This window comes from Enterococcus sp. PLH-Efm8 (assembly GCF_053011625.1).
The window spans coordinates 2,205,128-2,231,608 of record NZ_CP172568.1; the positions used below are offsets into that span (position 1 = coordinate 2,205,128).

Sequence of the window (26,481 nt, forward strand, 5' to 3'; positions counted from 1 at the left end):
CTACACTTCCAGCGTTTCCGAGACGCTCATTATTTTTCCTTCACTATCTTCCAGTAACTCTACAAAAGATTCGGGATCTTGTTCAATGACAGGGAAAGTATTGTAATGGATTGGAACTACTTTCTTGGCACGAATTGTTTGCGCAGCCTTTGCTGCATCTTCTGGCCCCATCGTATAGTTATCGCCAATCGGCAAGAAAGCGACATCAATATCGAATTCTTCTGCAAGCAATCCTAGATCACTGAAATAAGCAGTATCCCCTGCATGATAAATCGTTTTTCCTTCTGCTTGAATAATAATTCCGCTAGGCTCGCCCATATACTGAACGATACCGTCTACTTCATAGCTTGAACTATGCTGTGCATGTACGAATTTTACCACGCCGAATGGAAACGCATGTTTTCCACCGATATTCATACCGAATGAATCTACTCCTCTGCTGTTCGCATAATCAGCAATCTCAACAATACTGATAATTGTGGCTTGATTTTCTTTTGCAATAGGAATCATATCTCCTATGTGGTCACTATGACCATGAGTAATCAGCAACCAATCTGTCTTTACTTCTTCTGCAGTTAAGTCTGTCAATGGATTTCCTGTAATAAACGGGTCAATCATCACGCGTTGGCCATTTTCCATTTCAATTGTTAAACAGGAATGTCCATGATACGTAATTTTCATATTTTACACCTCGCGTTTTCTCTGTATCTTTTTTATTAAAAACGATTTCATCACTTGCACATCAATGAAAAAATATAGCTGCTAAATATATTTTCATTGGATTGATAGTACAGTATGTACAAAGCAATTGTAACAGATAATACAGGATGCACCAAGTACCAAGCAGATATAATCTCAAGTTTGAGGTCTCTGCTCTGCTTAGCTTCTCTTCTCGTCCCTTAACTAATTAAATCAGCGTAAATAGGATGGACGATCTTTTCTAAATCGGCTACTTTTATCCGAAGGCTTCTCCCGATTTCACCGCTTGACACAATTACTTCTTCTTTTTCTTTTAAAGAACTGTCTGCTAAAAAACAATAATCAGGATGTGCGAGTTTTATTCCAATAGGGGTGTTTGCTCCGTGGGGATATCCTGTATGCATTAATACAAAATCCATTCCAGGAAAACCAACTTTACGATCTTTCGTCACTTGTCTCGTTTTTTTGTAATCTAAGTGATCGTTCAAAGGAATCAATGCGATGATCACCCCAGTTTTGTTTCCTTTCACTACGAGAGTTTTACATATCAAAGCTGGATCAATCCCTCTTTTTTGTAGTTCTTCTGTGAAAGATTCTTCTACCACATGACTAAAATCAAGTGGTTGATAGCTGATCTTTTGTTCTTCTAAATAACGTTCGACTTTTGTTTGACTCATCATTGATTCACTCCCTTTATTCTATCGTTTATTATAAAGCGAGGGATGCTGTATTCAAAAATTATTTGTTTTTCGCAAAAAAAGAGCAAGACGAGCACTCTATAGAGAGGTTCATCTTACTCTTTTTGTTTATTTTTTATTTCGACGTTGAGTAGCTTCCATAATGACTGGCAAGATCACTGGGCGGCGTTTTGTTTGTTCAAATAAGTAACGGCCTAATTGATCTCGGATGTCTTGCTTTAATTTGCTCCACTCAAAATCATTGCTTTCTAAATGTTTCTCAACGATTGTTTCAATCATATTGCTGCTTTCTTTCATCAGATCACGGCTAGCTTTTACGTAAACGAATCCCCGTGAAGTAATTTGAGGTTTTGAAATGATTTTCTTTTCTCGCCGACTGATAGTGACAACCGCTACGAAAATCCCGTCTTCTGACAAGATTTTTCGATCACGTAAAACAATGTTTCCGATATCACCTATGCCTAATCCATCAATCATTACATTTTCTGCACTTGTAGTTCCTGCAACACTCATACGCTTGTTCTTATATTCCAGCACGTCTCCGCGTCCAGTAATATAGATATTTTTGTATGGCATCCCTACTGCATGAGCCAAATCTGCATGAGCAGCTAATTCACGATACTCTCCTTGAACTGGCACAAAATATGTTGGTTTCATCAAATTGATCATTAATTGCAAGTCATTAGGATTGGCATGGCCAGAAACGCGCATATTCTCAGAGATCAACTTCACTGTTCCACCAGCTCGATAAATGATATCTTCCGTTTTCGCCACGATGGTTTCCATCGCGATGCTTGGCGTAGTAGTGATATAAACCAAATCTCCTTCTTCAATCTTGACATTACGGTGTGTACCGTTTGCCATTTTTTGCAGAGACTTGATGGGTTCACCCATTCGGCCAGTTTCTAAAATGATCAGTTCTTCTGGATCATAGTTTTTCATGTCTTTCAACGTAACAAGCAGATCTTCACTTGGTAATTGAAGTTTTTCTAAACGCATCGCTGTGCGAATAATTCGTTCGAAATCTTGACCAGTCAAGACAACTTTTCGTTGTGCTTTTTCTGCTGCATCCAATACTTGTTGCACTCGTTGCAAATTACTTGCTACACAAGCGACGATGATACGCCCTTCCCAATATTTGATCGTATCAAATACTTCATCTGCTATTTGGGCTTCAGAAGCTACAGGCTGAGGATTTTCTGCATTTGCCGATTCACTTAGTAAGGCTAAGACTCCTTCTTTGCCGATTTCCGCCAATCGTGCATAATCTGTTTGATACATTGGGATAGCCGTTTGGTCAAATTTAAAATCTCCCGTATAAACGATACTACCTTCTTTTGTTTTCAGATTGATCCCCACTGAATCTGGTATCGTATGAGTGGTACGGAAAAAGCTCACTACTGTTTCACCAAAGTCTATTTCTGTATGCTCATCTACCACATGGAAATCCTTAAATCCTTTGGCTGCTTCATTACGACTGACATTCAATTTTGCTAACTCGATCGTCAACTCTGTCCCGAATACTGGTACAGAAATTTTTGACAACAAGTAAGGAAGTGCCCCGATCGCATCTGCATGTCCATGTGTTAAAAAGACACCAGCTACACGATCAATGTTTTCTTCTAAATACGTAAAATCAGGGATTACGACGTCGATCCCCAACAACTCATTTTCAGGATATTTTAGCCCACAATCTAAAATAAAAATATCCTCGCCCACTTCTGCGACATACATGTTTTTTCCATTTTCACGAACGCCGCCTAATGGGATAATTTTAATGGTACTCACAAACTTCACCTCTTCTTATGACATCCAAGTTTAAAGATGTCGATTTTCTTCTTTATCTAAATATATGAGCCATTCCAATGAAGCATATGCAAAATCACTATTTCTCAACTTATGGAGAATCAGCAGGAAAATTACCAGCACATCCGCGTTCTGACAGTTGGATGGGCATTTTATTTTGGATATACTTCATTAACAAAATGGATCTTTTGCGAAACGCTATAGCCAGAATACTTATATAAGTATTCAGCTGTTCCCCATTATTATACAACAAATAAACTAAATCGCTAGTATCAGCAATTGTTAGAACAACTATGCACGTAAAAATCCCTCTGTAGCATCTAGGATTTCTTTTGCTATTCCTCTTTCATTTCTTCTTCGTCGGTTTGAAACATACTTTTTTCATTTTACCACATTTTTTGCAATAACTATAGTGACTTTTTATATATACAGAACCTCATGTTGATGGTGTGCAAACAGCATAAGATTTAAGCTAGCTTTAAGATAGGTTGTCTATTATCAAATGCATCTACTAGGAGGGATGCAAAATATGAATTTTATGAAACGTGCATGGAAAAGTACAAAAGTAAAATGGGGACGTTCATTGTTATTGTTTGCCGTGTTCACAGCCATTCTTATTTTTGTGCTAGCTGGCCTCACGATTCGAAGCGCTGCAGAAGAAGCAGCGAATCAAGCACAAAAAGAAGTTGGAGCAACAGTGACTTTAAGTGCCAATCGAGAAGCTTCATTTAAAAAACAGGAACAAACTTCTTCAAGCGGTTCTACCACTGAAGAACGTCCAGATCCAGGCAGTTTTTCTCTTACACCAGTTTCCTTAACGGACGCGGAAAAAATAGCTGAATTAGATAATGTAAAGAGTTATTCCTTTGAAAGTTCCGCCTCAGCTATGGCAAAAGATGGAATAACTGCCATCACTAGTTCTGATTCAAGTGAAGACAGTTCAGAAACTACTGATGCAGGCGGTGAACCTGCTGGAGGAATGGGCGGGAATCCGCAAATGACTCAAGCAGACTTTCAAATCAGTGGTGTGTCAGCAACTGCACAAAATAGTAATTTTTCTGATGGAACAGCAAAAATCACGGATGGTGAAGGAATAGATGACAGCGACAAAGGCACAAACAATGTAGTCATTGATTCTACTCTAGCAGAAACAAATGACCTGGCAGTCGGAGATACTTTCACAATCACGAGTACTGAAGATGAAGATACCACTTATGAAATGACGATCAAAGGAATTTATGAATCCAGCGAAACAAGCGGCAGTATGGGTATGAAATTCAACTTCATGAATCCGTCGAATACACTTTACACTTCTTACACTTTTGCAAATGAACTAAATGGGACATCTGACGATAACACGATAGATTCTGCTATTTACACTCTATCTGATCCAGATAAAATGGATGAGTTTCTCAAAGAAGCTGAGAAGCTGATCGACACAGATACATTTAGCTTACAATCAAATGATTCCATGTATCAGTCAATGTTGGAACCTTTAAACAACGTGGCAAGTTTTTCTAAAAATGTTGTTTTACTAGTGACTGTAGCCGGTATTATCATACTTACTCTGATCATTATGATTACCATTCGGGAGCGTCGGCATGAGTTAGGCGTCTTGCTATCTTTAGGAGAATCCAGAAGTAAAATCATTCTCCAATTGTTTACCGAAGTGGCTATTTGTATGATTCTTGCATTAGGAGTTGCTTCGCTTAGCGGAAACGTCGTCGCGAATGCCGTGGGACAGCAGCTACTTGACCAACAGACAGAAACCACGACACAAAACCAGCAAGCTCCTGGCGGTGGACAAATGCCAGGTAACAGACAAGAACAAGGCGGTCAACGCGATGGTCAACAAGGAACCACGAATAATCCATTTGCTGTTTCTGATCAAGTCAGCGAATTGGAAATCAATGTCAAACCTGCACAATTGGGACTATTAGCCGGAGTAGCATTTGGAATCAGTCTGTTTTCTGTCTTTTTAGCTTCTATAGGGATATTAAGATTAAACCCAAGAAAAATCCTATTAAACTAAAGGAGGAATTTGATGTTACGGACAGAACAATTGGGATTTTGGTATCAAGATCCGCAAGATGCGCTTTATAAAGATGTAGAACTGAATTTCGAAGCTGGAAAAATGTACGCTATTTTAGGAGCAAGTGGTTCTGGAAAAACGACTTTTCTTTCGCTTATTTCTGGACTAGATGCACCAAAAGAAGGAAAGGTATACTATCAAGATCGTTCACTGAACAAAATCGGGTTAAGAAGTTATCGTAAAAATGATGTCTCGATTATTTTCCAAGCTTACAACTTGCTTCCTTATTTATCGGCTCTAGACAACGTCATAGCAGCAATGGAAATCACTAAGACCAAGCAAGAGAATTATCGACAAGTTGCTTTAGATCGACTGGCTCGTGTAGGAATTGATGAAATATTAGCAAAAAAACAGGTGACCAAACTTTCGGGAGGTCAGCAGCAGCGAGTCGCTATCGTTCGTGCTATCTGCTGTGAACATCAACTAATCGTAGCGGATGAGCCTACTGGAAATCTAGATGAAACAACTTCACAAGATATCGTCAAACTTTTCCAAGAAATCGCCCATGAACAAAATCGCTGTATTATCATCGTGACTCATGAGATTGAAGTAGCAAAAAGCTGTGATGAAGTCTTTGAACTAAAAAATAAAAAATTTCAAAAAATCGAAGTTTAAAAAACAGGATAATGATCAAATAAAAAATCCGAACCATATCTGTCTCGCAGATATGGTTCGGATTTTTTATTTGCTTGATTCAATTAGTAATAAGTGGTTTTTATTTTTTTTCGTCTTTTCGAGAAAACTTGTCTTTGACTTCGTCGCCTAAATTTCGAGCTTTTTCTTTGATGTCAGCACCTAGTGATTGTGCTTTCCCTTCTGTTTCTTTGCTCTTGTCGTCTGTTGCTTTGCCGTATGCTTCTTTTCCTTCACCGACTACTTTATCTTTCATATCTTTAGAACGTCCTTTTAAATCTGCCATTGTGCTTCCTCCTCTTAGTTTGTTTATTGATCTACCTTCAGGGTAACATCAACAACAGATACAGACAAACAGAACGCTCGTTTTCTAAAAAAGATAGTTAGAGCTGTTGATTAAAAACTTTTTTCGAAAGTCCCCCATACTTTGACTTCTTTTTCTTGGACCATTATTTCTCCTTTAGCGATAACTGTATCAATATCAAGCGTTTCTTTATCCAAGATACACAGATCTGCATCAGCACCAATTTCGATTTTTCCTTTTTTATCCAATTTCAATATACGTGCTGGATTACTGGTTATAGCTCGTAAGGCGATTTCCAAAGGGATACTTTCTTTTTGCACAGCTTCTTTGATCCCTACTAGCAATGCCTTGGCACTTCCTACTCCTAACCCTAGGAAATGATTGTTTTCATCAAAATAAGGCAAGCTTCCTTGTCCATCTGAGGTCATCGTGAAATTATCTAAAGAAACATCTTCCTCGATCAATCGTTTCAGTGCTTTGCTGAAGCGAACTTCACCATCTGTCTTCTCCCAAAAATCAGGATCTTCGCTAGCAGTGAAGTCAATCGTGCCACCACGTTTGGCAAATGCCACGCAAGCTTCAAATAATTCTGGTGTGCGATTTGCATGAGTAGGCAAAAATTGTGTGATCGGAATTTCTGTTTCTTCTACGATTCGTGTCAATAGCTCTAGCTTTCTTTTTCCTCCGCCTAAGTGGACATTGATGATCCCAGCTTTTCCGGATAACATGCCTCCTACACGAGCATCTGCTACTGCACGAGCGAACTCTTCAAAACTTGGCTGAGAAGAACGGTGATCGGATACTGCGATTTCTCCGATTCCGATAATTTTATCAATTGTCAAAAAGTCTTTGATGATAGAATCTGTTACTGTTTTTACCGGCAATCGGTACGAACCTTCGTATACATAAGTGGAGATTCCTTCTGCTTCCAGACCTTTCGCTTTGCTGATCAACGCAGTCATATCTCTACCTTCTCCGTCTGTTCCCAAACAACCGACAACTGTCGTTACACCAGCTGTAGTCAATTGGCTCAATGTGACTTCTGGCGTTCGATTTTGATAACCGCCTTCTCCTCCTCCACCTAAAATATGGAAATGACAGTCAATGAAACCCGGGGTTAGTACTTTTCCCTCACCTGAAAGTTCTTCTACTTCCACTCCTTCGTAGCCGCCTTCTAGCTGTTCTTCTACAGCCAAAATCTTCCCACCGGCAATCAGTACATCCATTTTTCCTAAGTAATCTGGTGCAAACACTTCAATTTGTCGAATGATTTTCATACATTTTTCCTCTTTCTTTAAGTATAACTGATGATAGGATCTTAAAAAATAATCCAAACGATAGGATCTTTACTCCTTTGATTTTACCGTAAAATGACGGTTCTTGGAGTCCTTATCTACTGTTTGGATTACTTTTTTATTTACAGGTCTCCAGTACTACTGCAGACCTATTGCAATGGCAATCATGATGAAAATAGTTCCTAAAACAAACAGGAATCCTTGCATCTTGATTTGGAATCTTGCCCATTTTGCCCATTCGATCCGTGCAACACCTAGCACACCAATCAAGCTGGCTGATACGGGTGTAAAAGCGTCCATAAAACCTGAACCAAGCTGATAAGCAAGAACTGCTACTTGTCTGGATACACCTACTAAATCTGCCAGTGGAGCCATGATTGGCATAGTCAAAGCTGCTTGTCCTGAATTTGATGTAACAACCAAGTTGAACAAACTTTGGAAGATGTACATCGCCCAAGCACCAATGACAGCTGGAACACCGGTCAACGCCGTCCCGATCCCATGCAAAATCGTATTCAAAGCTGAAGGAACAGATGCATCAGATCCTCCCAAGACAAGAAGAATCCCTTTGGCCATACCTACTACGATTGCTGTACCAGCTAAATCAGCTGCACCAGATTGGAAAGAAGAAGCGATGTCATTGACTTTCATTCCATCTAATTTGAAAAGAACAGCAATGATTCCAGCAACTAATCCCATCACAAAGAATTGAGAAGCGATTTCTGGAATGTAATAGCCTTTTTGAGTCACGCCCCAAACGATCCAGACAAGGACAACTAACATCTCTAATAAGATCAATTTATGCCCAAGCATGAATTTTTTATTTTCATCAGATGTCTTTTTGATATGAGAACGGAAATAATCATCTGATTTGTAAGTCAACGAACTTTCTGGTTTTTTACGGATTTTTTCTGCATATATCATCATATAACCAGCGGCTAATGCAGTAACAACTACCCACATAATCAATCGGAATGTCGCACCAGACAACACGGGGATTCCAGCAATCCCTTGAGCCACCGCTACGCTAAACGGGCTCATCCAAGAGGTCGCATTTCCGACTTGAGATGCGACATAAGTCACGGTTACTGCTACGATCGAGTCATATCCTAACGCAATGACAAATGGAACCATCACCATTGAGAATGGAATTACCTCTTCTGCCATCCCGAATGTAGCGCCACCGAATGAAAAAGCAAAGAATAATAGCGGTAAAGCTAAACGCTCCAGTCCCTTAGTTTTACTGATAAACGCATAGATACCTGCGTCGATCGCTCCGGTACGCATAATAATACCAAAAGCACCTCCAACAACAAGGATCAATGCAGCGATCCCTACAGCAGATCCATACTTATCTCCAGATACTAGTCCTTCAAAAACAAAATTTAAGAAACCAAAGCCGCCAAAATCATCTGTTCCCCATATTTTGGCTGTTTTATGCAATTTTTTAGAAGTATCATAGATATTTTCGCCGTACTGATCGTAAAGCACATCATCTGTCAAGGAGATTTCATCTAGTTTTTCCTGCGTAAGATTTTTTTCTCCGTCAGCAATGACTTTTTCCAATCCTTTTTCCGGAACATCCAGTTTTTCACGTTCTGCTGGATGATCTTGCAGTTCTTCTAATTGATCAAACACATACGACTTATCCAGCTCGTAAGCATAACGGAAGGAATCTTGACGTAAAACAGTACGAGTACTTGTTTCGCCATTTGCATCTTTGTATTCAATATCTTGCGTGCTGAACTTTCCTGCTGGAACGACAAAAGTCAGTATCCATGCAAAGATGACTACACCAAAAATAATGACATACGTATGGGGTGTCGATAATTTAGTGAAGTCGCGTTTCGGTTTTCCTGAAGAATTTGTTTTCTTCAAATTTATTTCTTCCTTTCTTTTTTCAGTAATTTTGATGAATAAAAAATGGATAATCAAATGAATTATACAGTAAAAATGACATTTCCACATGAATAATTTATTAGAAAATCACTTTTTTCTATTTTGTTTTTTTTCTCCTATGTATGATTATTTTTTTCTCTTTCCATTTATATTAAGTATTTTATTTCTCTGTTTTTCCTTAAAATTCTTTTTTTATTTTTAGATTAGAGAAAATCTCGTCCTGTTTTTTTCATTTTACAATCATTGAAAAATTGAATTTCATTGCAAAAAAAATAATAAACACTTATAAATATCCATTATCTATCCTTCAATTTTTGTGTATTTTATTTCTATTAGAAAAAGGTATCCTGTTGGACAATTTTGTTATATCAGGTAAACTTCATTGCAATAATGATAACAAATGTACTATAATTACTTTGTAAAGAGTTTTGGGGAAGACTCTTTCATCAACGTGTATTAAGAGACAAGAAAGAATCCATATGGATTCTTTCTTGTCTCTTTTTCCACTACTTTTTATTTTTCTGACACTACATATTCTTATAACTCATTTCTCATAACTGTGAAACAACTTATAAAAATAACAAACTTTAAACAAAACAAGCTTAAAATCAAAGATGATCCATCTTAAAATAACTAAAACAAAAAAAGTAGTCGTTGTTAATCCTCATTAATAATCGTTTTCTTTTTTTCAAACGCTCCATTTTTATGTGGAACATTATTTTTTTAAGGAACTTTGTCAACATGTGGATAACTATTTTCCACTTGTGTCCTGGACTAGCTGTTTTGCTGTAAAATACAAAACTTGCTGCAGCAAAAAGATCGTTGCAAGAGAGGCTGTTCCGCAGATCGCTGGATCTAGATTTGGCAAAGTCAAGACTGCATCATGTAAATTGGCGTGGTTGTCCAAAACCAAATCAGCAAATTCAAATAATCGCAAACCACTGCTATGTTGCGATTTGATACTTCGTGACAAATCAAATCCAGTAACAATGATTAATGGATGACCATTTTCTTTGATCCACTGAGCTAGTTCGATGATTGCCGGGTTTCTTCCTTCATTCGAAAGAAGAAGAAAAATGTCTTCTGATTTGACAGAAAGCTGATCAATAATTGCCTGTCCTGCACCTTCTAGCGTTTCATAGACACCTCCGGCTGGATTTTCAATCAATATACTTGGTACAAGATCCGGGGTTTGATCCCAAAATTCAAATGCTACACCACTTAGTGTGCGGCTAGCATATATCTGCAATCTACCACCTTGATTAATTTGTTTCGCGATCCAAGTGCCAGCTTGAAGCATCAGCGGCTCTTCTATCCTTAATTTCTCTTCCAATTGGTGATAATAGTCAAAATAACATAAACTCATTTATCTCTCCCGCCTAGCTATACTTGACATGAATAGAAACAGCTGCCTAATCTAAGGAAGTACATAAAAAAACAGTAGTTAGACAGTAACACATGTGGTCTTTGCTGTTTCAAACACAAAAAAGGCATTGAACGAATACGCCCAATACCTTGACATAGCAAATAAAACAACGTGCAGACCATGGAAAATATCTACATAGGGGTAGAATTTTCACCCTAGATTAGGTACAATAAATTAGGTCGATGCACTGCATTGACTATGGCAAAATGATCGGTCAGGGTGTATGTGTGTGACTGGTCATTCCCTGATTCTTAGCGCCAACTAAGGGTCAGGGAGCCTTTTTTTATTCAGCTGTTTCTATCTGAATTTATTGTAAGTAATCTCTTATCCAAGTGCAAGCAAGAAAATACAAAAAAACATTGGTATGATTTATATATATATAAATAACATAAAAAAAGGAATGGCTTATCCCGATACAACAAGCATTCCTTTAAAAAAGATTCTTTTATATAAGTGAAAAAAGCTTTTTTCCACCAATTAAATAAATCTCTCATCTCAATAGTTTATCCATTATTTTATCTTTTTTTGCGTATACCTACTAAATATTACCGTCTTCTTCTCGTTCTTCTACTTTGTTCGAGAGAATCTGTACTAGAAAAAGTAGTTGTATGTCTACCTTTTCTGCCTATCCGAGACTTTCTTTTCATATATGGGATATAAATGATTAGATACAGTACAGCAAAAAATAAAGCAAATACGCAAGCTTCCCAACTACCTAACGCCAATTCAACCATCAAGGTAGCAACCCCAACGGATGCTGCATACCAGATAAAAATCAGAAACGTTTCTTTTTTTCTGACCATGCGAAACATGATAAATAGACTAATAAGCAATAGTGGCAACACAAATATCCAATTGCTTCCTTCCATCAGCCACTTGAGTATATCAAGCAGCGACTGTGCAACAGCGACTAATTTTCCCATAGTGAACACACACCTTTTTTTATAATTAAAAAATTCGCCTTTTTATTCTACTATGAATCTTCTGGCTTGGCTTTCATTTCTCTTATGTAATCATTTTCTTTTATACAACTTAAAAAAAAATTAAACCATTAGCATAATATTTTCTGAATCTATTCACGAAAGTCTTTTTCTATCTTTCGTTTTCCACGACTCAACTGATCTAGAGTCAAAAAACTAAAACGACAGTTGCGCAAATGACGCACAAGCTGCCGCTTTAATAACAAATAGCCTTTCATTCTCAGCAGGCCACTTATTTCCAGTTAACTTTCTGTTCTTAGCTTTTTACTCAACTGGATAATATATGCACTTAATGAAGTCCCAATTTCCGAATGTTGAAGTCCATATTCAATATTTGTCTTCATATATCCTAACTTATCGCCTACGTCGTATCTTTTTCCTTTAAACTCTCTCGCATAGACCGCCTCTGTCTGGTTAAGAGTCTGAAGTGCATCCGTTAGCTGTATCTCGTTTCCTGCTCCTGGTTCTTGAGTTTCTAATATCTCAAATATTTTAGGAGTCAGTAGATAACGTCCGATAATGGCTAAATTACTTGGTGCTTTTCCCATTTCAGGTTTTTCTACAAACCCTTTTACTCTGCAACGACCCTTTTCGCTATCTGTTTTAGGATCAATAATTCCGTATTTAGATGTTTCATTTTCTGGTACACGCATGACGGCAACAGCGGAAGCTTGTGTTTCTTCATAATCCATCATCAATTGTTGAGTCAATGGGATATCATCTTTCATCAAATCATCCCCCAGCATGACGACAAACGGTTCATTTCCTATAAATGCTTTTGCTTGAAGCACGGCATCCCCCAGTCCTCTTGGATGAGATTGACGGATGAAGTGAAGATTGACTTGAGTCGTTTCTTCAACTAAAGCGAGTAATTCTGTTTTTTCCTTTTCCCGCAAATTGTTTTCCAATTCGATATTTGCATCAAAGTGATCTTCAATGGGTCTTTTTTCTTTTCCCGTTACGATCAAGATGTCTTCGATTCCCGAATCCAATGCTTCTTCCACAATAAACTGGATCGTTGGTTTATCCACGATTGGAAGCATTTCTTTTGCCATGGCTTTTGTTGCCGGCAAAAAACGTGTTCCTAGCCCAGCGGCAGGAATGACTGCTTTTTTGACCTTCACTTGCTGTTCCTCCTAAACGACGATTAACTATTGATCATCTATTTAACGAAGAGAAAATTCATTCTCCATTTTTCCGTCACGTAACATGATTTCTTTTGCTGCTTTTTTGATATCTTCTCCATTATACAAAACATTATAGATTGTTTGAGTAATTGGCATCTCAACACCTAGCTGTTGAGCTAGCTCTACTGCTGCTTTTGTCGTTGCCACACCCTCAACGACCATTCCCATGTTTTCTAGAACTTCTTCCAGCTTATGTCCCTGTCCTAACAAGTTACCGGCACGCCAATTGCGAGAATGAACACTTGTACAAGTAACGATCAAGTCCCCCACACCACTCAAACCGATAAATGTCAGAGGATTGGCACCCATCGCGACACCAAGACGGCTGATTTCTGCCAATCCTCGAGTCATGATTGCTGCTTTTGCATCATCTCCGAATCCTAATCCATGGATAGCGCCGGCACCAATTGCAATGATATTTTTCAGTGCTGCACCAGTTTCTACGCCAATCACATCATTATTTGTATAAATCCTGAAATAATCATTCATGAACAGTTTTTGTACATAGGCTGCTGCTTTTTGATCAATACTTGCAGCTGTAATTGTTGTGATATCATGTACTGCCACTTCCTCAGCATGGCTAGGACCAGATAATACAACAATTGCCTGTCTTTTTTCTTCTGGAATTTCTTCAGCCAAAACTTCTGAGATTCGTTTATGCGTATCTTGTTCTAGTCCTTTACTTGCATGTATAATGATTGGCTTAGTATTCATTTTACCAATAAGTTCCTGTGCGACTGAACGAATCGCTTTTGTTGGAACAACAAATAAAATAGCATCTGCGTTATCCACTGCTTCTGCCAATTCTTTATATCCGATAATCGATTCTGGGATCGTCAAATCAGGTAAAAAATGCTGATTTGTATGATACTTATTGATTTCATCAATCTGTTCAGGTACATTTCCCCAAATACGGACATCATGCCCGTTTTCTGCCAATGTTTGTGCTAAAGCAGTGCCCCAAGATCCAGGACCAAGAACTGCGATTTTTTGTTTCATGGATATTCCTCCAAATAAATAATTGATAATTTCCATTATAGTATACATTTCTTAAAGTTGGGACTAATTTCCATTGTTTTTAAGTGTTTGTTTACTTCTTTTATCGTTTTTACTTGGATTACGTCCATATAATTGTGTAAAAGTGAAGCATCAAAAAAGCCATTGATCTCAGTTAGGAGTACAATGTTTTTTGCAGAAAACATACTCGAATAGGACTGATATCAATGACTCAAGTACATTTTACTTTTGAAAGCGAAGAAATTCAAGCAATTATAAACGAAAGCGGTGCGAATGATACCGCAAAAACACTTATGACTATCATGTTTAATCAGCTGATGGAAGAACAACGAAATCAATATATTCAGGCAAATGCCTATGAACGTTCAGAAGAACGGCAATCACAAAGAAATGGTTACTACGATCGTTCGTTTACAACTCGAATTGGTACGTTAGAACTTCATGTTCCACGAACCAGAGACGGTAAGTTTAGTCCTACTATCTTTGAAAGATATCAGCGAAGCGAAAAAGCTTTGATCGCTGCCATGATTGAAATGGTCATTTCTGGTGTCTCCACTCGCAAAGTAACTAAAACAGTTGAACTGCTAACGGATGGTGCGACTGTTTCTAAATCATTCGTTTCAAATCTGATGAAACAGTTGGATCCATTTGTTTTTGAGTGGAGAAACCGGAGCCTAGAAGGCTCGGAATATCCATTTTTCATGTGTGATGCCCTGTATATGAAAGTAAGGGAAAATCATCGTATTGTCTCAAAAGGTGTATATATTGGTATCGGCATTGATTCTGATGGACGACGTACGATTCTTGGTTTTGATGTTCAAGACGGCGAATCGGAAGATAATTGGGATACCGTTTTTCAATCGTTCGTTCAACGAGGTTTGTTCGGTGTAAAACTGGTCATTTCTGATGCACACAAAGGGTTAGTTAAGGCTGTTCGCAAGAACTTTTTAGGTGCGAGCTGGCAAAGATGCCAAGCCCACTTTTTGAGAAATATTTTTGATAAGCTGCCAAAGAAAGTTTCTTCTGATGTAAAAGACGAGTTGAAGAGTATCTTTAAAGCCTCTGAACTTGAATTGACACGTGAAAGAAAAGAGCACTTCTTGGAAAAATATGGTTGTGATTCAAAATTAAGTGCTGCTTGCGACATTTTAGAAAACGGCTTTGAAGATGCTATTCAAATTTTGTCTTTTCCTGAAAATATCCGCCGAAGGATTCGTACAACCAATGTGTTGGAACGGTTGAACGAAGAGATTCGCCGGAGAGAACGAGTGATTCGGATTTTTCCAAATATCAATTCCATCACTCGGATAATTGGAACACTTTTGATGGAAAAAGACACTGAGTGGCTGGCTTCTCCACGAAAATATTTAGAATTTAATTCGAATAACATTTAGCACCATGAACCTGTGCGAGTCTCTTCTTTCTGAGGAGAGACATCAAGAGTCGCTGCGCTACTGCTCCTGACCTCTCTCCTCAGAAAGAAAGGCATGGCAGTTAGGTTCACAACGCAAAACATTGTGCTTTTGATGAGGTTGAACTTTTACACAAGATTGTGGACTTGACTTTTTACTTGAAATAATCAATGATATGTTACAATAGTCTACATTTTATTTTTACACTCGTTATGCTTTGCTTGTTCCTAAGAGGAAGCAGTTTTGACAATGTTACTACCAGCATTACTATTAGGAGGTTAGGAAACTTCTCCTAGTGAGTATTGATTTAAAATACATAAGAGACAGATTGAACATTTCTAAATCTGTCAGGTCCTGCAACGGACAGATTGTCTCTGTTGACGGTTGACATAGGAACTTTTGTTTTAGTCAACATTCTGGATACAAAACGCTATGTAAACTGGCGCAACTCGTTGTACTTGGACTTTTACTACGGATCCATGCAACAACTAAATAGTACTATTGCATAACAAAAAATGGTTGGCACCCACATGTCCCATTAAACAGATTATAAGTTGAACTGTAGATAATGCAAAAAATGTGTTTTATAACGTAATTGATGCCAATATTTTAAAAAAATAAAGGGAGCAGTTATCGCTGCTCTCTTTATTTTTTATATTCTTTTTATCCAGTCTATCCTAATAATCAAACTGACGATAGTAGCGGCGTATCTCTAATGGATGGCAGTTCAACTGCTCCACATGAGCATCGATGCGTTGTGTCACTACATGCATCAATAAGAAAGACAAAACACGTCCGCGATATTTTTCACTGATACCTTCTACTGGATAGTCTTTTGTGTCTATCAATGTATAATTGCTGCAAATTTTTGGCAAAAGTTTAGCCACACGTTCAGATAACACTCTCTGTTCATCTTCGCCTAAAAATAATGTGACTGGGGTTGTTTCTTCTACGATCTCTAACGTCCCGTGAAGAAACTCGGCAGCATGGATAGATTTCGATGGAAGCCAGCTTTGTTCTTCCCAGTAACACATGGCATATGAATAAACAGCTCCCCATTGATTCCCTGCTCCAATAAAATAATGCATACTATCACGTCGATGTTTTTCTGCAAATGATAAGCCAAATGCATCTGCTTTTTTCTCTGCTTCCACTAACCCTGTTGGTAAATAACGTTCGAGCTGTTCATAGTATTCTGAATAAGCTTCGAATTCTCCATTCAAATACATCAATCGATCTGCTGCCATAAAAAATTTGATTTGTTCTGTTCCAGGAGCTGGATAAGTGACCACAAAATCGCATAGCTGAGACAACTTACTGTTCGCTTTATCGATAAATCCAATCAGTGTCGCTCCTACTTTCTTGATTTGTTCTACTGCTTTCACTACTTCTTGAGTTGTACCGGTAACAGAGGACAAAATAACGATAGAATCTTTTGTTAATCTTTTGTTTCCAGTAGTGTAATATTCTGCAGCATGCTGTACAAAGACAGGCAAGTTGCTTTTCCCATTCATATAAGTGACAGCTTGCATCGAGGAAGCATACGTTCCACCGATTCCTAGATAATAGACAGCGTCAAATTTTTCCGCATAAAGTTTATCGATGATTTCTTCTACTTGCGGACGTAAAGCTAGTGCGCCTTTTATTGCTTTGATTTGTTCTTCTTCATTGAATTTCAGCATGATTTCCACCTCTTATAATTTACTTTTCAAGACTGTATCAAAGTCTTCAAAAATCTTTTTGTTCAAGTCAATACCTTTAGCTACTGCGGTTTTATAAGCGAATAGTTGAAACGGAACGACAAGCGCTAATACAGACAGATATTCATCACATTCTATTGCTAATCCAAGTGTTTTCTCGTTTCTTGCTTTTTTTGTGGTAATGGTGAGAGTCTCTCCAACGTACCGACTCATATATCTTTGCAACTTTTGCGAACGTTCCTTATTTACACTTTCCCCTTCAATAAAGAATAGCAAATGCGAAGCATCTGCCTCCAGGTATGGGCCGTGCATATAAGCTTCTAACTCAAATCCTTGTGACGGAACGCGGATTGTTTCAGTCAATTTCGTCTCTGCTTCTTTAGCTGTTCCCCAGTTTGGACCATATCCAATGGTGACGAAACGCTGTGCTAAACGAAATAAACTTTGATATCCATCAAAAAATTCTTCCGTTTTTTGAATAATCGCTGGTAAATGGTTGATTATTTTGCGCAACTGTTGCATGTAGTCTTGTTCTATTTTTTTGCTGATTTTATTTTTACTTATTCCAATTCCTATCCCTAAGAGTAGTAACTGTAAAACAGTCGCAGAATAGCCTTTTGTAACGAAGCCTACTGATTCTACCCCGGCACCTAAATCAATAATTTGTGCAGCTTCTAAAGCAAGTGGACTTTGCACGTCATTTGTGATAGCAACAACAGGTAACCCTTGTTTTTGTATCATTTTTACTGCTTCAACAGTAGAAGCACTTTTCCCGCTTTGTGACACAGCAATCACAGTATCGATTGAAGGAGAAAGTTTTCCATAATTGAAAAAATAAAAAGGTTCTTGAATATCGACAGTAAGATCACCATAAGATTCCAATGCTGGCTTCGCTGCTAAACAAGCGTTATAAGATGAACCCGTTGCTAAGATCAGTAAATTCACTGTTTTTTTCATATGTTCTCTTGTCGAAAAATCATTCTTTTTCAAGATCGTACTTAGTACTTCCTTTTCTTCATAGATATAATCTTGCATCGTAAACATTTTCTCTGCTCCTTTTTTAAAAAATCCCTATCCACGAACCAAAAATTCCAAAGAAAGCTAGTCCGATCAAGATCGTTAATGGTTTCACTTCTTTCTTCAATAGATAAAACACTATGCCAAATGCTCCAAGACATAAGATATTTGGAACGATATCATCAAAAATACTTTGAACAGTCACAGCATTTTCTCCTGAACCGATTTTTAAAGGAATATTGATGGTGATCATCGTGGCAGTCATTGCTCCAACGACCATCAGTCCAATAATAGACGCGCCTAATGTCAAACTTTCCATCATACCGTTTGCCTGGATCTTTTTCAAAAAACCCGTTCCTAAGCGATATCCCCAACCTGTTGCTAGATAGCGAAACAGAATGTGCGGAATATTGAAAATCAAAATGAACAAGATAGGGCCTAAAATATTTCCTTGCATGGCTAAAGAGGTACCCACACCTGTGGCAATCAATCGCAAAGTTCCCCAAAAGAAAGAATCTCCTAACCCTGCAAGAGGTCCCATCAAAGATGTTTTGATACTATCGATCGCAGTCACATCAAATTCAGGATCATCCTTATTTTCTTCCTCCATTGCAGCCGTGATTCCTAAAATCAGTGTAACGATATGTGGGGTCGTGTTAAAAAACTCTAGATGCCGTTTCAAAGCTGCTGCCATTTCTTCTTTCGACTGATATAACTTTTTCAAAATCGGAATCATTGCATAAACATAAGCCATATTCATCTGACGTTCATAATTCCAAGAAAACTCCATTTGAAAAGAACGCCAAAATACGTGATTTAGCTCTTTTTTCGTTATTTTGCTGTTTTTGATCTCAGAATTCTTCATCTTCTTCTACCTCCCCTGCAGTTGTTTGAAGTGGTAGTTGACGGACATTCATAATATTGACTACCACAACTGCTAAAATCGCACCAAAAATAGCTACTCCGGTCACAGGAATCTCTAAGTAAGAAGCTATAGCAAAACCTAAGAAAAAATATGGTGCAACTTGTTTGTTGATCAGCAAACGAGCAAGCATCGCAAAACCAAGAGCTGGAATCAACCCTGTAGCTACTGACAACCCCTTTTGAACGAAGTCAGGAATCATATTTAATAGATTTCCGATCGTATTGCTTCCCACCATATAAGAAACCATTACCACAACACCAAGCATCAAGGAAAGACCGATACCGGCAAGCAAGTGCATATGCTCGACTCCTTTATAATTTCCTTCTTCTGCATAATTGTCTGCTTTATGGTTCATAATTGGAATCAAAAGCCCTAAGTAAATATTTTTCAATATCAATGTCAACGTAGCAATCGGCAAACCTAGTAAAAGCGCGGTTTCTGTACCGGCTCCAGCTGTAATAGCAAAAGCCGTCCCTAAAATCCCACCGGTCACAACATCAGGTGGAATCGAAGCACCTACTGAGAACGATCCGATAAATGCTAACTCTAAAGTTGCGCCCATAATGATCCCAGTTTTTACATCACCTAACACGATTCCTGTAAACAGCCCCGTCACAATCGGACGAGAAAGCAACGATGTCCCTAGTGCATATTCTGATTGTGCGACAAATGCAACAATTCCTAATAAGACTGCTTGTACAATCATTGAGGTTCTTCCTTTCTTACAAAACTTCTCTTACATCCACTTTTTTATCTGCTGGTACTTGACGGATTTCTACTTCTATTTGTTTGTCAATTAATCGTTTCAAGCGTTCCTCCTCTTCTGGTAAAATATTTACCGCTTTTCCGATGCTGCGAGTACCAGGTTTTGCCTTGATCCCTCCTAAGTTGATGGTTTTGATTTCTGGATACGCTTCTGCCAGCTTATATGCATCCTCGATCGATTCCACTACGATGAATAACTTATATTTATCTGTCACCCCGCTTTTCAACGCGGCAATCGAGTCATCAATTGATTTGATCACTAGTTTGACTCCTTGTGGCTTGGCTAATTTGATCGTTGTCTTTCGTATCTCATTCGTAGGTACATCATCATTAGCAATCAAAATACAGTCTGCGCCTATTGTTTGTGTCCATGAAAAAGCTACTTGTCCGTGTAATAACCGATGGTCGACTCTTGTCAATACAATCATTTTTCTTCCTCCTAAAATTCGTCTTCTTCTATTTTCTGATTGAGCCGCTCGTTACAAAACTGGATCATTTTTTTTGAATCAGTTAGCACCTGCTGGATCAAAACAGTTGTCTCTACTTCAGCGTCCAACCGAGATACTAGCTCAATCAATAGTGGCAAATTCAATCCGGCAACGAGATAGACATGATCCCGATTGATATATTGTAAGAATTCGTTGTTGACACTTCCGCCAAAAAGATCCGTCAGAACAATGATTTCTTTATCTTTGTACCTCATAAAAAGCTGCCTTACTGTTTCCGCTAAATCAAAATTCTCATCAGTATAGCAATCGAATACAGTAATAGAATGATTTTTCCCATAGATCAGCTCTAATGAATCTAATATCCCTGAAGCAAATTTTCCATGGGAAGCTAAGATAATTTCTCTATCCACTTTTTCATCTCCTCTTTTCACTTACACATACTAAAAAAGCAAGTTGCATGCCAAAATTAGTGGCAACAACTTGCTTATGTTCAAAATTCTTCTTCTATCGAGAGAAACTCTGTATCTTCACTCAAAATATCATAGATATAGGCAATCTCAGAATTGGGGATCATGACACTATAATGCTCTTCAATGACACTAAACGCAGATTTAATAGCAGATAACCCTTCTTTTTGACACTGCTTCCATTTCTCTAATCCTTGATAGGTTTCGATTGGCATTTGTCGGATCAATCGTTCAATGAGACAGCTCACATGGACATACAACGCTAATTTTTTGGGATTGCTGATGCTTCGATTCAACTGCACCTCTAATTCTCTCATAAAATGATCGATTTCTCCCATCACCTTCTCTGTATCTAGAATAGTCACGGAATCCAGTACTTTTTCCAATGAAAAATTACGAATGATGCGCTGATTGAATATTTCCTTCTCTGAAGCATTCATAGTAGTGTCCAACCATTCAGCTAGTACAGACATCTTTTCCCCCGAGATGAGGTCTTCTAATGAAAGATAGTCGATATTGGTGATATCAGGATCTGTGGTGCCAATCATTCCTACGACTTCGTATATGGAAAATAATGGGTCACTGTTTTTCTTATCTTTTAATTGCTGATATTCATATGGGATGATTTTCAACTGACAAGCCGTAGGTAAGCTTTTTTCTAGCAGTTCACTTAAGTGGACCGCCGTACCGATTCCAGTGAAGCAAGTAGTAATGAGTGCTTTGGGTTTGTTTTCCTCTGGATAGAGCAGTCGCCATTCTGGCTGGATCTGTCGAACAGTCTCTTCTGCTATCTCTTCTAATGATACATTTTTTTGCAGGCATTCCCCTACTGTGATTGCTAAAGGTGTCGTCACATTATTCAAAATCAAAAGCGGTACGGATAACTGTTTTTTAAAAAACTGATGGATTTCTTTCAGAGATCCCATGTCTACTAATATGATCAATCCATTTGAAACATCGCTGTTTTCGCAATAATCAAGGATTTCTGAAGCAATCTGCTGTGGTGTGACATCTAGTGGCATATCAAATGATTCAAATAGATCCTCTTGTAATAAACGATTTACTACATTTGCCATACTGCTAGCAGTTGCATAACCGTGAGCAGCAATCATCGCTTTTGGCAGTCGTTTTTCTTTTGACCATTTCGCTTTTTTTAGATAGATCGTCAGTAAAATCCGATCCATACTTGTGTCTTCAATATCTAATTTGATCTTACTTAATTCCAGAATTCGTTGGACATAGTGATAACTAGATGGATAAGACTGAGAAACTTGTTGTTCTAATTCTTTGATTAGTTGGATAATATCATGTTCTTCCGGTAACCATTTGATAGTGCTTCGCTGATAGAGATAGTAACTCAAGGCATAGACACTGTTTCCATCGAATTTGATTTGATAGGCAGTTTCCATTTGTCGAAAGGTCTCTCGGATAGATTGTGTCCAATAAACCAGCAGCTCGTGTTTTTCTTGTCTACTGGTCTCAAACAGCAAAAAATCAAATAATTGAATCACTTCTTGCTTTAATTTTCCTTCGCAAGAATATAGCAGACAGTTATTTTTCTTGAAATCAATTAGGATTTGCTCAAAACTTTTAACGATTCGCTGCTGTTCGGGCTGTTGCTTCTCCATTAATTGCTCTAAGGTCTGGTCTTGCGTAATATAGATTCCTTGCTGTGCTGTATTTTTAGTAATAGGCTGCGCAAGTAGTTCTTTTTGCAAATGATGGATCGTGACATGGATTTCAGGCTGTTCACGCTGTTCAGCATATGCTTTTGCTGCTGAAACTTTGACGATATTTTTCAGCTCTCCTATGTTTCCGGATAATTTCTGACTTGTTAAAAGTGACAAAGCTGGTCCACTGACTGACAAAGGGCTCCCCATTTTTCTTTGTTCTTCGAGAAAAAAAGAGTAAATCAGTTCTAGCCGTTCATTACGACTACGCTGATTAAGTGCAGGTAGTTCGATTCGGATAGGTATTCTTCGAATGAAAGTTGTTAAGAAATGACTAGTAATCTCTTCAGTCGTAGCAAAAAAGAGACGTGTTTTGATCCGGCGTGACAAATTAGGTTCTCCCATACGATAAATCACACCTTGATCAAGATAGGTGAACAGTTTTTCCTGACCTTCTGGTGTTAAGCGATGTACCTCGTCTAAAAACAAGATCCCACCATCTGCTGCTTCAAAAGCCCCTTTTTTATTTTCTTCTGCACCAGTGTACGCTCCCTTAACATGTCCAAACAAATTGCTAGTCAAAAGTTCAGGATTATCTGCATATTGTGCACAATTAAAAGTGATGAATGGTGCAGAATCTTCTAGCAGATCATGAAGCAGACAATACTGATAGACCAAATTAACTAAATAACTTTTACCTGTGCCACTTTCGCCTGTAATCAAAAGTGGTAATCCGCCATCTGGATAGTAAAGAGCTGTTTTGATTTGTTCGATACTTTCTTTCAAACTGGCGTCGTATCCGATCATAAAAGAGAATAAGTCTTTTGGTTGCGCGAAAAAAGGCTGTTCCTCTTTGAGATCATCGATAGAAAAATAAAAATTCGTGCGTAACTTAAAAAATTGTTTTTCAAAAGCTTCTTTGTGGAAATAAATCACTGGTCGAGAATTGATTTTGACTAGTAGTTGCTCATCATTTAACTGGTTCAAATAATGACTGACTGTGTTTCTTTTTACCCCAAAATGATCAGCTAACCTTTGTGCTGTAAAGACCTCGTTCATATGTTCTAAATCGAAAAAGGCTGTCTGGTTCTCTAAGTAACATAAAATTTCCTTCTTCAACAACTTATTCACCCCTCCTCCATCATAGAAAACGGATTCATTTTGTCAATAAAATCTTTAATAAAGAATTGAAAAATATATCTTATTATAGACAGCAGCCTACTTATCCCTTATAATTTTTATTCTAAAAAACGTACAGTTCCTTCCAGTTTTTATACTGGAATTTCAACATATGAAAGAATAAGGAGGCTATGACTATTCAATGAAATCGGATAAATATAAAAACAGGAAACATACTTCCTGGAAAACTTTTCGAGAAATCATCGGATCTTATCTCGCTGTAGTTGTATTTTTGCCTTTGCTTTATATGGCTATGACAGAACAAACTCGTTTTATTGGCGTAGATACGCAATATATAGCCGAAACAGGATTTTTATTCATCTTTATCTTGATTTTTGCGTTCTATAAATCCTTCCATACAAAATAAGATTCACAGATTTCAACTTTCCTGTCTGTTTTTAGCTATTACAAATCCTTATATGTGGTATAACAACAATTTATTGGCATAATGAGGAAAAACGAGTTATGATGCTTTCAGAGAGTAAAGAGGTACTGTTGTCACCATCCTTTTTATTGATTACGTACACCACTCTTAGTTTTTTCCCATTGATTACGAAAACAAGGTAGAAACATTGATGTTCCTACCTTGTTTTCTTTTTTTATTTTCAGATCAAAATCTCAAGTAGCTTTTGACTTGATGTCGGGAGGTTGTCTTCGTTCCATCAAACCTGATAGAATCTGCGCCAAACCATAGTTTTCTCCACTATTATTTATTCCTCTAAGATAGTACCCACAATAAACGAATAAATATTTTTCTCATTTTCATACTCCTTCTTTGAAAATCAATTAGATTTCTCTCAACCCACTTTTTTACAAAAATTACGTAGCAAAAAAGATTGCAAGAACAAATTAAAAAAGAAGTAAATAGAGTTTCATCTATAAACATTTACTTGATATATTTTTTATGCAGAATTCATTTATAGAAAAATTAAGTAAAATAGACGTTCCTATGAATGAAGAGACTGGCATGTTTTCTCATTTTCTTTTTTTTAAAAAAAATAGTCTATTCAATTTCTAAAGCTTCTTCATAATAAAACTTTCATTTATGAAAAGGCTTGTTCTCTTTTCATTCTAAATTTCCTAAGCTACAATGTGGTAGTACTTGTTTTTTCAATTGTGGACAAATAAATAATAGGAGGAATCATATGATTCAGTTATTACGTTATGCAAAAGACTATCGTAAGCAAATCATTTTGGGCCCGTTCTTCAAATTTCTTGAAGCTGTCTTCGAACTTGTCCTGCCTTTAATGATGGCTTCCTTGATCGATAATGGACTAAAAATGAATGACCGAGGAAAAATCATTGAAATGGGCTTATGGATGGTCGCTATGTCTGTGATTGGTCTGATTTGTGCTATCATTTGCCAATACTATGCTTCAGTAGCTTCACAAGGATTTGGTACAGAGTTACGTAATCAGCTAATCAAAAAAATCAATACTTTCTCTCACAACGAGTTGAATCATTTTGGAACAGATACCTTGATCACCCGAATGACAAACGACATCAATCAGCTTCAGCTAGCTTTAGCAATGGTCATTCGTTTATTGATCAGAGCACCGTTTTTAAGTATCGGGTCAGTGGTCATGGCTTTTGTGATCGACTGGGAAGTAGGTCTGTTTTTCTTAGCATTATTGCCTATTTTCTCAATCATTTTATTTTTTATCATCAAAAAAACCGTTCCTCTCTACCAAAAAGTGCAAGAAAAACTAGATCAGCTCAATGAACACGTTAGTCAGAATCTTAGCGGTGTTCGTGTCATCCGCGCATTTGCGCAGACAAAAAAAGAAACAGAGAAGTTCGATAAAAGCACAAATGATCTAGCGAACAATTATTTACGTGTTTCCAATATCTCTGCCCTATTATCACCTGCTACAACCTTGATCATGAATGTCGGGATCATCTGTTTGCTGACAGTTGGCGGGATCAAAGTAAATATTGGTAGCTTGCAACAAGGACAAGTTCTTGCTTTGATCAATTATATGAATCAAATGCTTTTGGCACTGATCGTTGTTTCAAACCTCGTCGTGATCTTCACACGTGCCGAAGCTTCAGGAAATCGGGTGAAAGAGGTGCTAGACACAGAAAATTCGATTCTTGAAGCTGAGGTCAGTACTACTCCCGATTTTTCTTCTGAAGCAATTATCGCTTTTGACCATGTTGACTTCCGTTATACTCCTGATTCTGGTCTTTCTCTCCAAAATATTACATTTCAGCTGAAGCGAAATACAGTCCTTGGAATCATTGGTCCAACCGGAAGCGGGAAAACGACTTTGACACAATTGATTCCGCGTTTCTATGATGTCAGTTCCGGTACAGTTATAATGGACGGAATGGATGTTCGTTCTTGGCAGCTGGATCATCTCCGTCAGCAAATTGCTCTTGTTCCCCAAACTTCTGTACTATTTACCGGGACTATTCGTGAAAACCTTCAATGGGGTAAGAAAGACGCCACAGAAAAAGAATGTTGGGAAGCTCTGAAAATCGCTCAGGCAGAAGAATTTGTCCGTCAGCTTCCAAATGGTTTAGATACAAAAGTCATGGAAAATGGGAAAAATTTCTCTGGCGGACAAAAACAGCGACTGACGATTGCAAGAGCTTTGATTGCCAAGCCAGCATTACTGATTTTAGATGACTCTTTAAGTGCGTTGGATTATCAAACAGACTTGGATTTGCGTAAGGCGCTACAGACTTATCTTGGCAGTACAGTGATTATTATCTCCCAACGTGTCCGCTCTATTCAAGAAGCACATCATATCTTAGTGATGGATCAAGGTAAGATTGCTGCTCAGGGTACCCATGAAGAATTACTTGCTCAATCAGCAGAATATCAGGAAATCGTCGCATCACAGGAGGAAGAATAG

The 26,481-nt window shown here is 37.8% G+C and carries 22 protein-coding genes; 5 read left to right on the forward strand and 17 right to left on the reverse strand.

The features are described 5' to 3' along the window. The 3 genes from ACIFUW_RS10930 to ACIFUW_RS10940 form a co-directional block, all read right to left on the reverse strand. On the reverse strand, positions 1-681 hold the full coding sequence (locus ACIFUW_RS10930; RefSeq protein WP_002287133.1) for a metal-dependent hydrolase: 681 nt from the start codon (positions 679-681) through the stop codon (positions 1-3). 218 nt (positions 682-899) lie between these two features. Next, complete coding sequence (locus tag ACIFUW_RS10935; RefSeq protein ID WP_002287132.1) at positions 900-1,379, reverse strand: aminoacyl-tRNA deacylase; 480 nt, start codon at positions 1,377-1,379, stop codon at positions 900-902. Positions 1,380-1,505: 126 nt separating this feature from the next. Next, positions 1,506-3,185, reverse strand: a complete 1,680-nt coding sequence (locus tag ACIFUW_RS10940) for a ribonuclease J (protein WP_002287130.1) — start codon at positions 3,183-3,185, stop codon at positions 1,506-1,508. Positions 3,186-3,732: 547 nt separating this feature from the next. Here ACIFUW_RS10940 and ACIFUW_RS10945 point away from each other — a divergent pair. Continuing rightward, complete coding sequence (locus ACIFUW_RS10945) at positions 3,733-5,235, forward strand: ABC transporter permease (RefSeq protein ID WP_059355908.1); 1,503 nt, start codon at positions 3,733-3,735, stop codon at positions 5,233-5,235. A gap of 12 nt (positions 5,236-5,247) precedes the next feature. Continuing rightward, a complete protein-coding gene (locus tag ACIFUW_RS10950) occupies positions 5,248-5,910 on the forward strand; it encodes an ABC transporter ATP-binding protein (RefSeq protein ID WP_002287128.1) in 663 nt (220 codons plus the stop codon). Positions 5,911-6,010: 100 nt separating this feature from the next. Here the strand turns inward: ACIFUW_RS10950 and ACIFUW_RS10955 are convergent, their stop codons facing one another. The 7 genes from ACIFUW_RS10955 to ACIFUW_RS10985 form a co-directional block, all read right to left on the reverse strand. Further along, entirely contained in the window at positions 6,011-6,214 is a 204-nt protein-coding gene (locus ACIFUW_RS10955; protein WP_002287127.1) for a CsbD family protein, read from the reverse strand. A 110-nt stretch (positions 6,215-6,324) separates the two neighbouring features. Beyond that, positions 6,325-7,509: a beta-aspartyl-peptidase gene (gene iadA / locus ACIFUW_RS10960; protein ID WP_002287126.1), complete on the reverse strand. Its 1,185-nt coding sequence runs from the start codon at positions 7,507-7,509 to the stop codon at positions 6,325-6,327. A 156-nt stretch (positions 7,510-7,665) separates the two neighbouring features. Further along, a complete protein-coding gene (yfcC, locus tag ACIFUW_RS10965; RefSeq protein ID WP_002294022.1) occupies positions 7,666-9,405 on the reverse strand; it encodes a putative basic amino acid antiporter YfcC in 1,740 nt (579 codons plus the stop codon). Between the two features lie 772 nt (positions 9,406-10,177). Further along, positions 10,178-10,792 (reverse strand): SIS domain-containing protein, encoded by a 615-nt coding sequence (locus ACIFUW_RS10970; protein WP_002287124.1) that lies wholly within the window; start codon positions 10,790-10,792, stop codon positions 10,178-10,180. 605 nt (positions 10,793-11,397) lie between these two features. Beyond that, positions 11,398-11,775 (reverse strand): hypothetical protein, encoded by a 378-nt coding sequence (locus ACIFUW_RS10975; RefSeq protein WP_002294021.1) that lies wholly within the window; start codon positions 11,773-11,775, stop codon positions 11,398-11,400. Positions 11,776-12,074: 299 nt separating this feature from the next. Then, on the reverse strand, positions 12,075-12,956 hold the full coding sequence (gene galU, locus ACIFUW_RS10980) for a UTP--glucose-1-phosphate uridylyltransferase GalU (RefSeq protein ID WP_002287122.1): 882 nt from the start codon (positions 12,954-12,956) through the stop codon (positions 12,075-12,077). Between the two features lie 42 nt (positions 12,957-12,998). Continuing rightward, entirely contained in the window at positions 12,999-14,018 is a 1,020-nt protein-coding gene (locus ACIFUW_RS10985; RefSeq protein WP_002287121.1) for an NAD(P)H-dependent glycerol-3-phosphate dehydrogenase, read from the reverse strand. A gap of 224 nt (positions 14,019-14,242) precedes the next feature. Between ACIFUW_RS10985 and ACIFUW_RS10990 the strand changes: the two genes are divergently transcribed. Beyond that, positions 14,243-15,430, forward strand: coding sequence for an IS256-like element IS16 family transposase (locus ACIFUW_RS10990; RefSeq protein WP_002296840.1), 1,188 nt, complete (start codon positions 14,243-14,245; stop codon positions 15,428-15,430). A gap of 695 nt (positions 15,431-16,125) precedes the next feature. Here the strand turns inward: ACIFUW_RS10990 and ACIFUW_RS10995 are convergent. From ACIFUW_RS10995 to ACIFUW_RS11025, 7 genes are all read right to left on the reverse strand, one after another. Continuing rightward, positions 16,126-17,130 carry an SIS domain-containing protein gene (locus ACIFUW_RS10995; RefSeq protein ID WP_002287119.1) on the reverse strand — a complete coding sequence of 335 codons (1,005 nt, stop codon included), beginning with the start codon at positions 17,128-17,130 and terminating at the stop codon, positions 16,126-16,128. 12 nt (positions 17,131-17,142) lie between these two features. Next, positions 17,143-18,192, reverse strand: coding sequence for an SIS domain-containing protein (locus ACIFUW_RS11000; RefSeq protein WP_002287118.1), 1,050 nt, complete (start codon positions 18,190-18,192; stop codon positions 17,143-17,145). 16 nt (positions 18,193-18,208) lie between these two features. Further along, positions 18,209-19,030 carry a PTS system mannose/fructose/sorbose family transporter subunit IID gene (locus ACIFUW_RS11005; RefSeq protein ID WP_002287116.1) on the reverse strand — a complete coding sequence of 274 codons (822 nt, stop codon included), beginning with the start codon at positions 19,028-19,030 and terminating at the stop codon, positions 18,209-18,211. After that, positions 19,017-19,796, reverse strand: a complete 780-nt coding sequence (locus ACIFUW_RS11010; RefSeq protein ID WP_002287115.1) for a PTS mannose/fructose/sorbose/N-acetylgalactosamine transporter subunit IIC — start codon at positions 19,794-19,796, stop codon at positions 19,017-19,019. The genes ACIFUW_RS11005 and ACIFUW_RS11010 overlap by 14 nt, the downstream gene beginning before the upstream one ends. Before the next feature lie 16 nt (positions 19,797-19,812). Beyond that, positions 19,813-20,283 (reverse strand): PTS sugar transporter subunit IIB, encoded by a 471-nt coding sequence (locus ACIFUW_RS11015; RefSeq protein WP_002287114.1) that lies wholly within the window; start codon positions 20,281-20,283, stop codon positions 19,813-19,815. A gap of 11 nt (positions 20,284-20,294) precedes the next feature. After that, on the reverse strand, positions 20,295-20,714 hold the full coding sequence (locus tag ACIFUW_RS11020) for a PTS sugar transporter subunit IIA (protein ID WP_002287112.1): 420 nt from the start codon (positions 20,712-20,714) through the stop codon (positions 20,295-20,297). 80 nt (positions 20,715-20,794) lie between these two features. Beyond that, a complete protein-coding gene (locus ACIFUW_RS11025) occupies positions 20,795-23,572 on the reverse strand; it encodes a sigma 54-interacting transcriptional regulator (protein WP_002287111.1) in 2,778 nt (925 codons plus the stop codon). Between the two features lie 190 nt (positions 23,573-23,762). On the opposite strand from ACIFUW_RS11025, the gene ACIFUW_RS11030 reads away from it, so the two are divergent. Together ACIFUW_RS11030 and ACIFUW_RS11035 are read left to right on the forward strand one after the other, a co-directional pair. Continuing rightward, a complete protein-coding gene (locus ACIFUW_RS11030) occupies positions 23,763-23,987 on the forward strand; it encodes a hypothetical protein (RefSeq protein WP_002294014.1) in 225 nt (74 codons plus the stop codon). A gap of 778 nt (positions 23,988-24,765) precedes the next feature. Then, entirely contained in the window at positions 24,766-26,481 is a 1,716-nt protein-coding gene (locus ACIFUW_RS11035) for an ABC transporter ATP-binding protein (protein WP_002294013.1), read from the forward strand.

Excerpts from the sequence above, each read along its gene's own strand:
- ACIFUW_RS10955 (WP_002287127.1), bottom strand. The coding sequence starts at position 6,214 with ATGGCAGATTTAAAAGGACGTTCTAAAGATATGAAAGATAAAGTAGTC.
- ACIFUW_RS10950 (WP_002287128.1), top strand. The coding sequence starts at position 5,248 with ATGTTACGGACAGAACAATTGGGATTTTGGTATCAAGATCCGCAAGAT.
- ACIFUW_RS10930 (WP_002287133.1), bottom strand. The coding sequence starts at position 681 with ATGAAAATTACGTATCATGGACATTCCTGTTTAACAATTGAAATGGAA.
- ACIFUW_RS11010 (WP_002287115.1), bottom strand. The coding sequence starts at position 19,796 with ATGATTGTACAAGCAGTCTTATTAGGAATTGTTGCATTTGTCGCACAA.
- ACIFUW_RS10975 (WP_002294021.1), bottom strand. The coding sequence starts at position 11,775 with ATGGGAAAATTAGTCGCTGTTGCACAGTCGCTGCTTGATATACTCAAG.
- ACIFUW_RS10985 (WP_002287121.1), bottom strand. The coding sequence starts at position 14,018 with ATGAAACAAAAAATCGCAGTTCTTGGTCCTGGATCTTGGGGCACTGCT.
- ACIFUW_RS11030 (WP_002294014.1), top strand. The coding sequence starts at position 23,763 with ATGAAATCGGATAAATATAAAAACAGGAAACATACTTCCTGGAAAACT.
- iadA (WP_002287126.1), bottom strand. The coding sequence starts at position 7,509 with ATGAAAATCATTCGACAAATTGAAGTGTTTGCACCAGATTACTTAGGA.
- ACIFUW_RS11000 (WP_002287118.1), bottom strand. The coding sequence starts at position 18,192 with ATGTTTACGATGCAAGATTATATCTATGAAGAAAAGGAAGTACTAAGT.
- ACIFUW_RS10990 (WP_002296840.1), top strand. The coding sequence starts at position 14,243 with ATGACTCAAGTACATTTTACTTTTGAAAGCGAAGAAATTCAAGCAATT.
- ACIFUW_RS11015 (WP_002287114.1), bottom strand. The coding sequence starts at position 20,283 with ATGATTGTATTGACAAGAGTCGACCATCGGTTATTACACGGACAAGTA.
- ACIFUW_RS10995 (WP_002287119.1), bottom strand. The coding sequence starts at position 17,130 with ATGCTGAAATTCAATGAAGAAGAACAAATCAAAGCAATAAAAGGCGCA.
- ACIFUW_RS10935 (WP_002287132.1), bottom strand. The coding sequence starts at position 1,379 with ATGATGAGTCAAACAAAAGTCGAACGTTATTTAGAAGAACAAAAGATC.
- ACIFUW_RS10945 (WP_059355908.1), top strand. The coding sequence starts at position 3,733 with ATGAATTTTATGAAACGTGCATGGAAAAGTACAAAAGTAAAATGGGGA.
- ACIFUW_RS11005 (WP_002287116.1), bottom strand. The coding sequence starts at position 19,030 with ATGAAGAATTCTGAGATCAAAAACAGCAAAATAACGAAAAAAGAGCTA.
- ACIFUW_RS11035 (WP_002294013.1), top strand. The coding sequence starts at position 24,766 with ATGATTCAGTTATTACGTTATGCAAAAGACTATCGTAAGCAAATCATT.
- ACIFUW_RS10970 (WP_002287124.1), bottom strand. The coding sequence starts at position 10,792 with ATGAGTTTATGTTATTTTGACTATTATCACCAATTGGAAGAGAAATTA.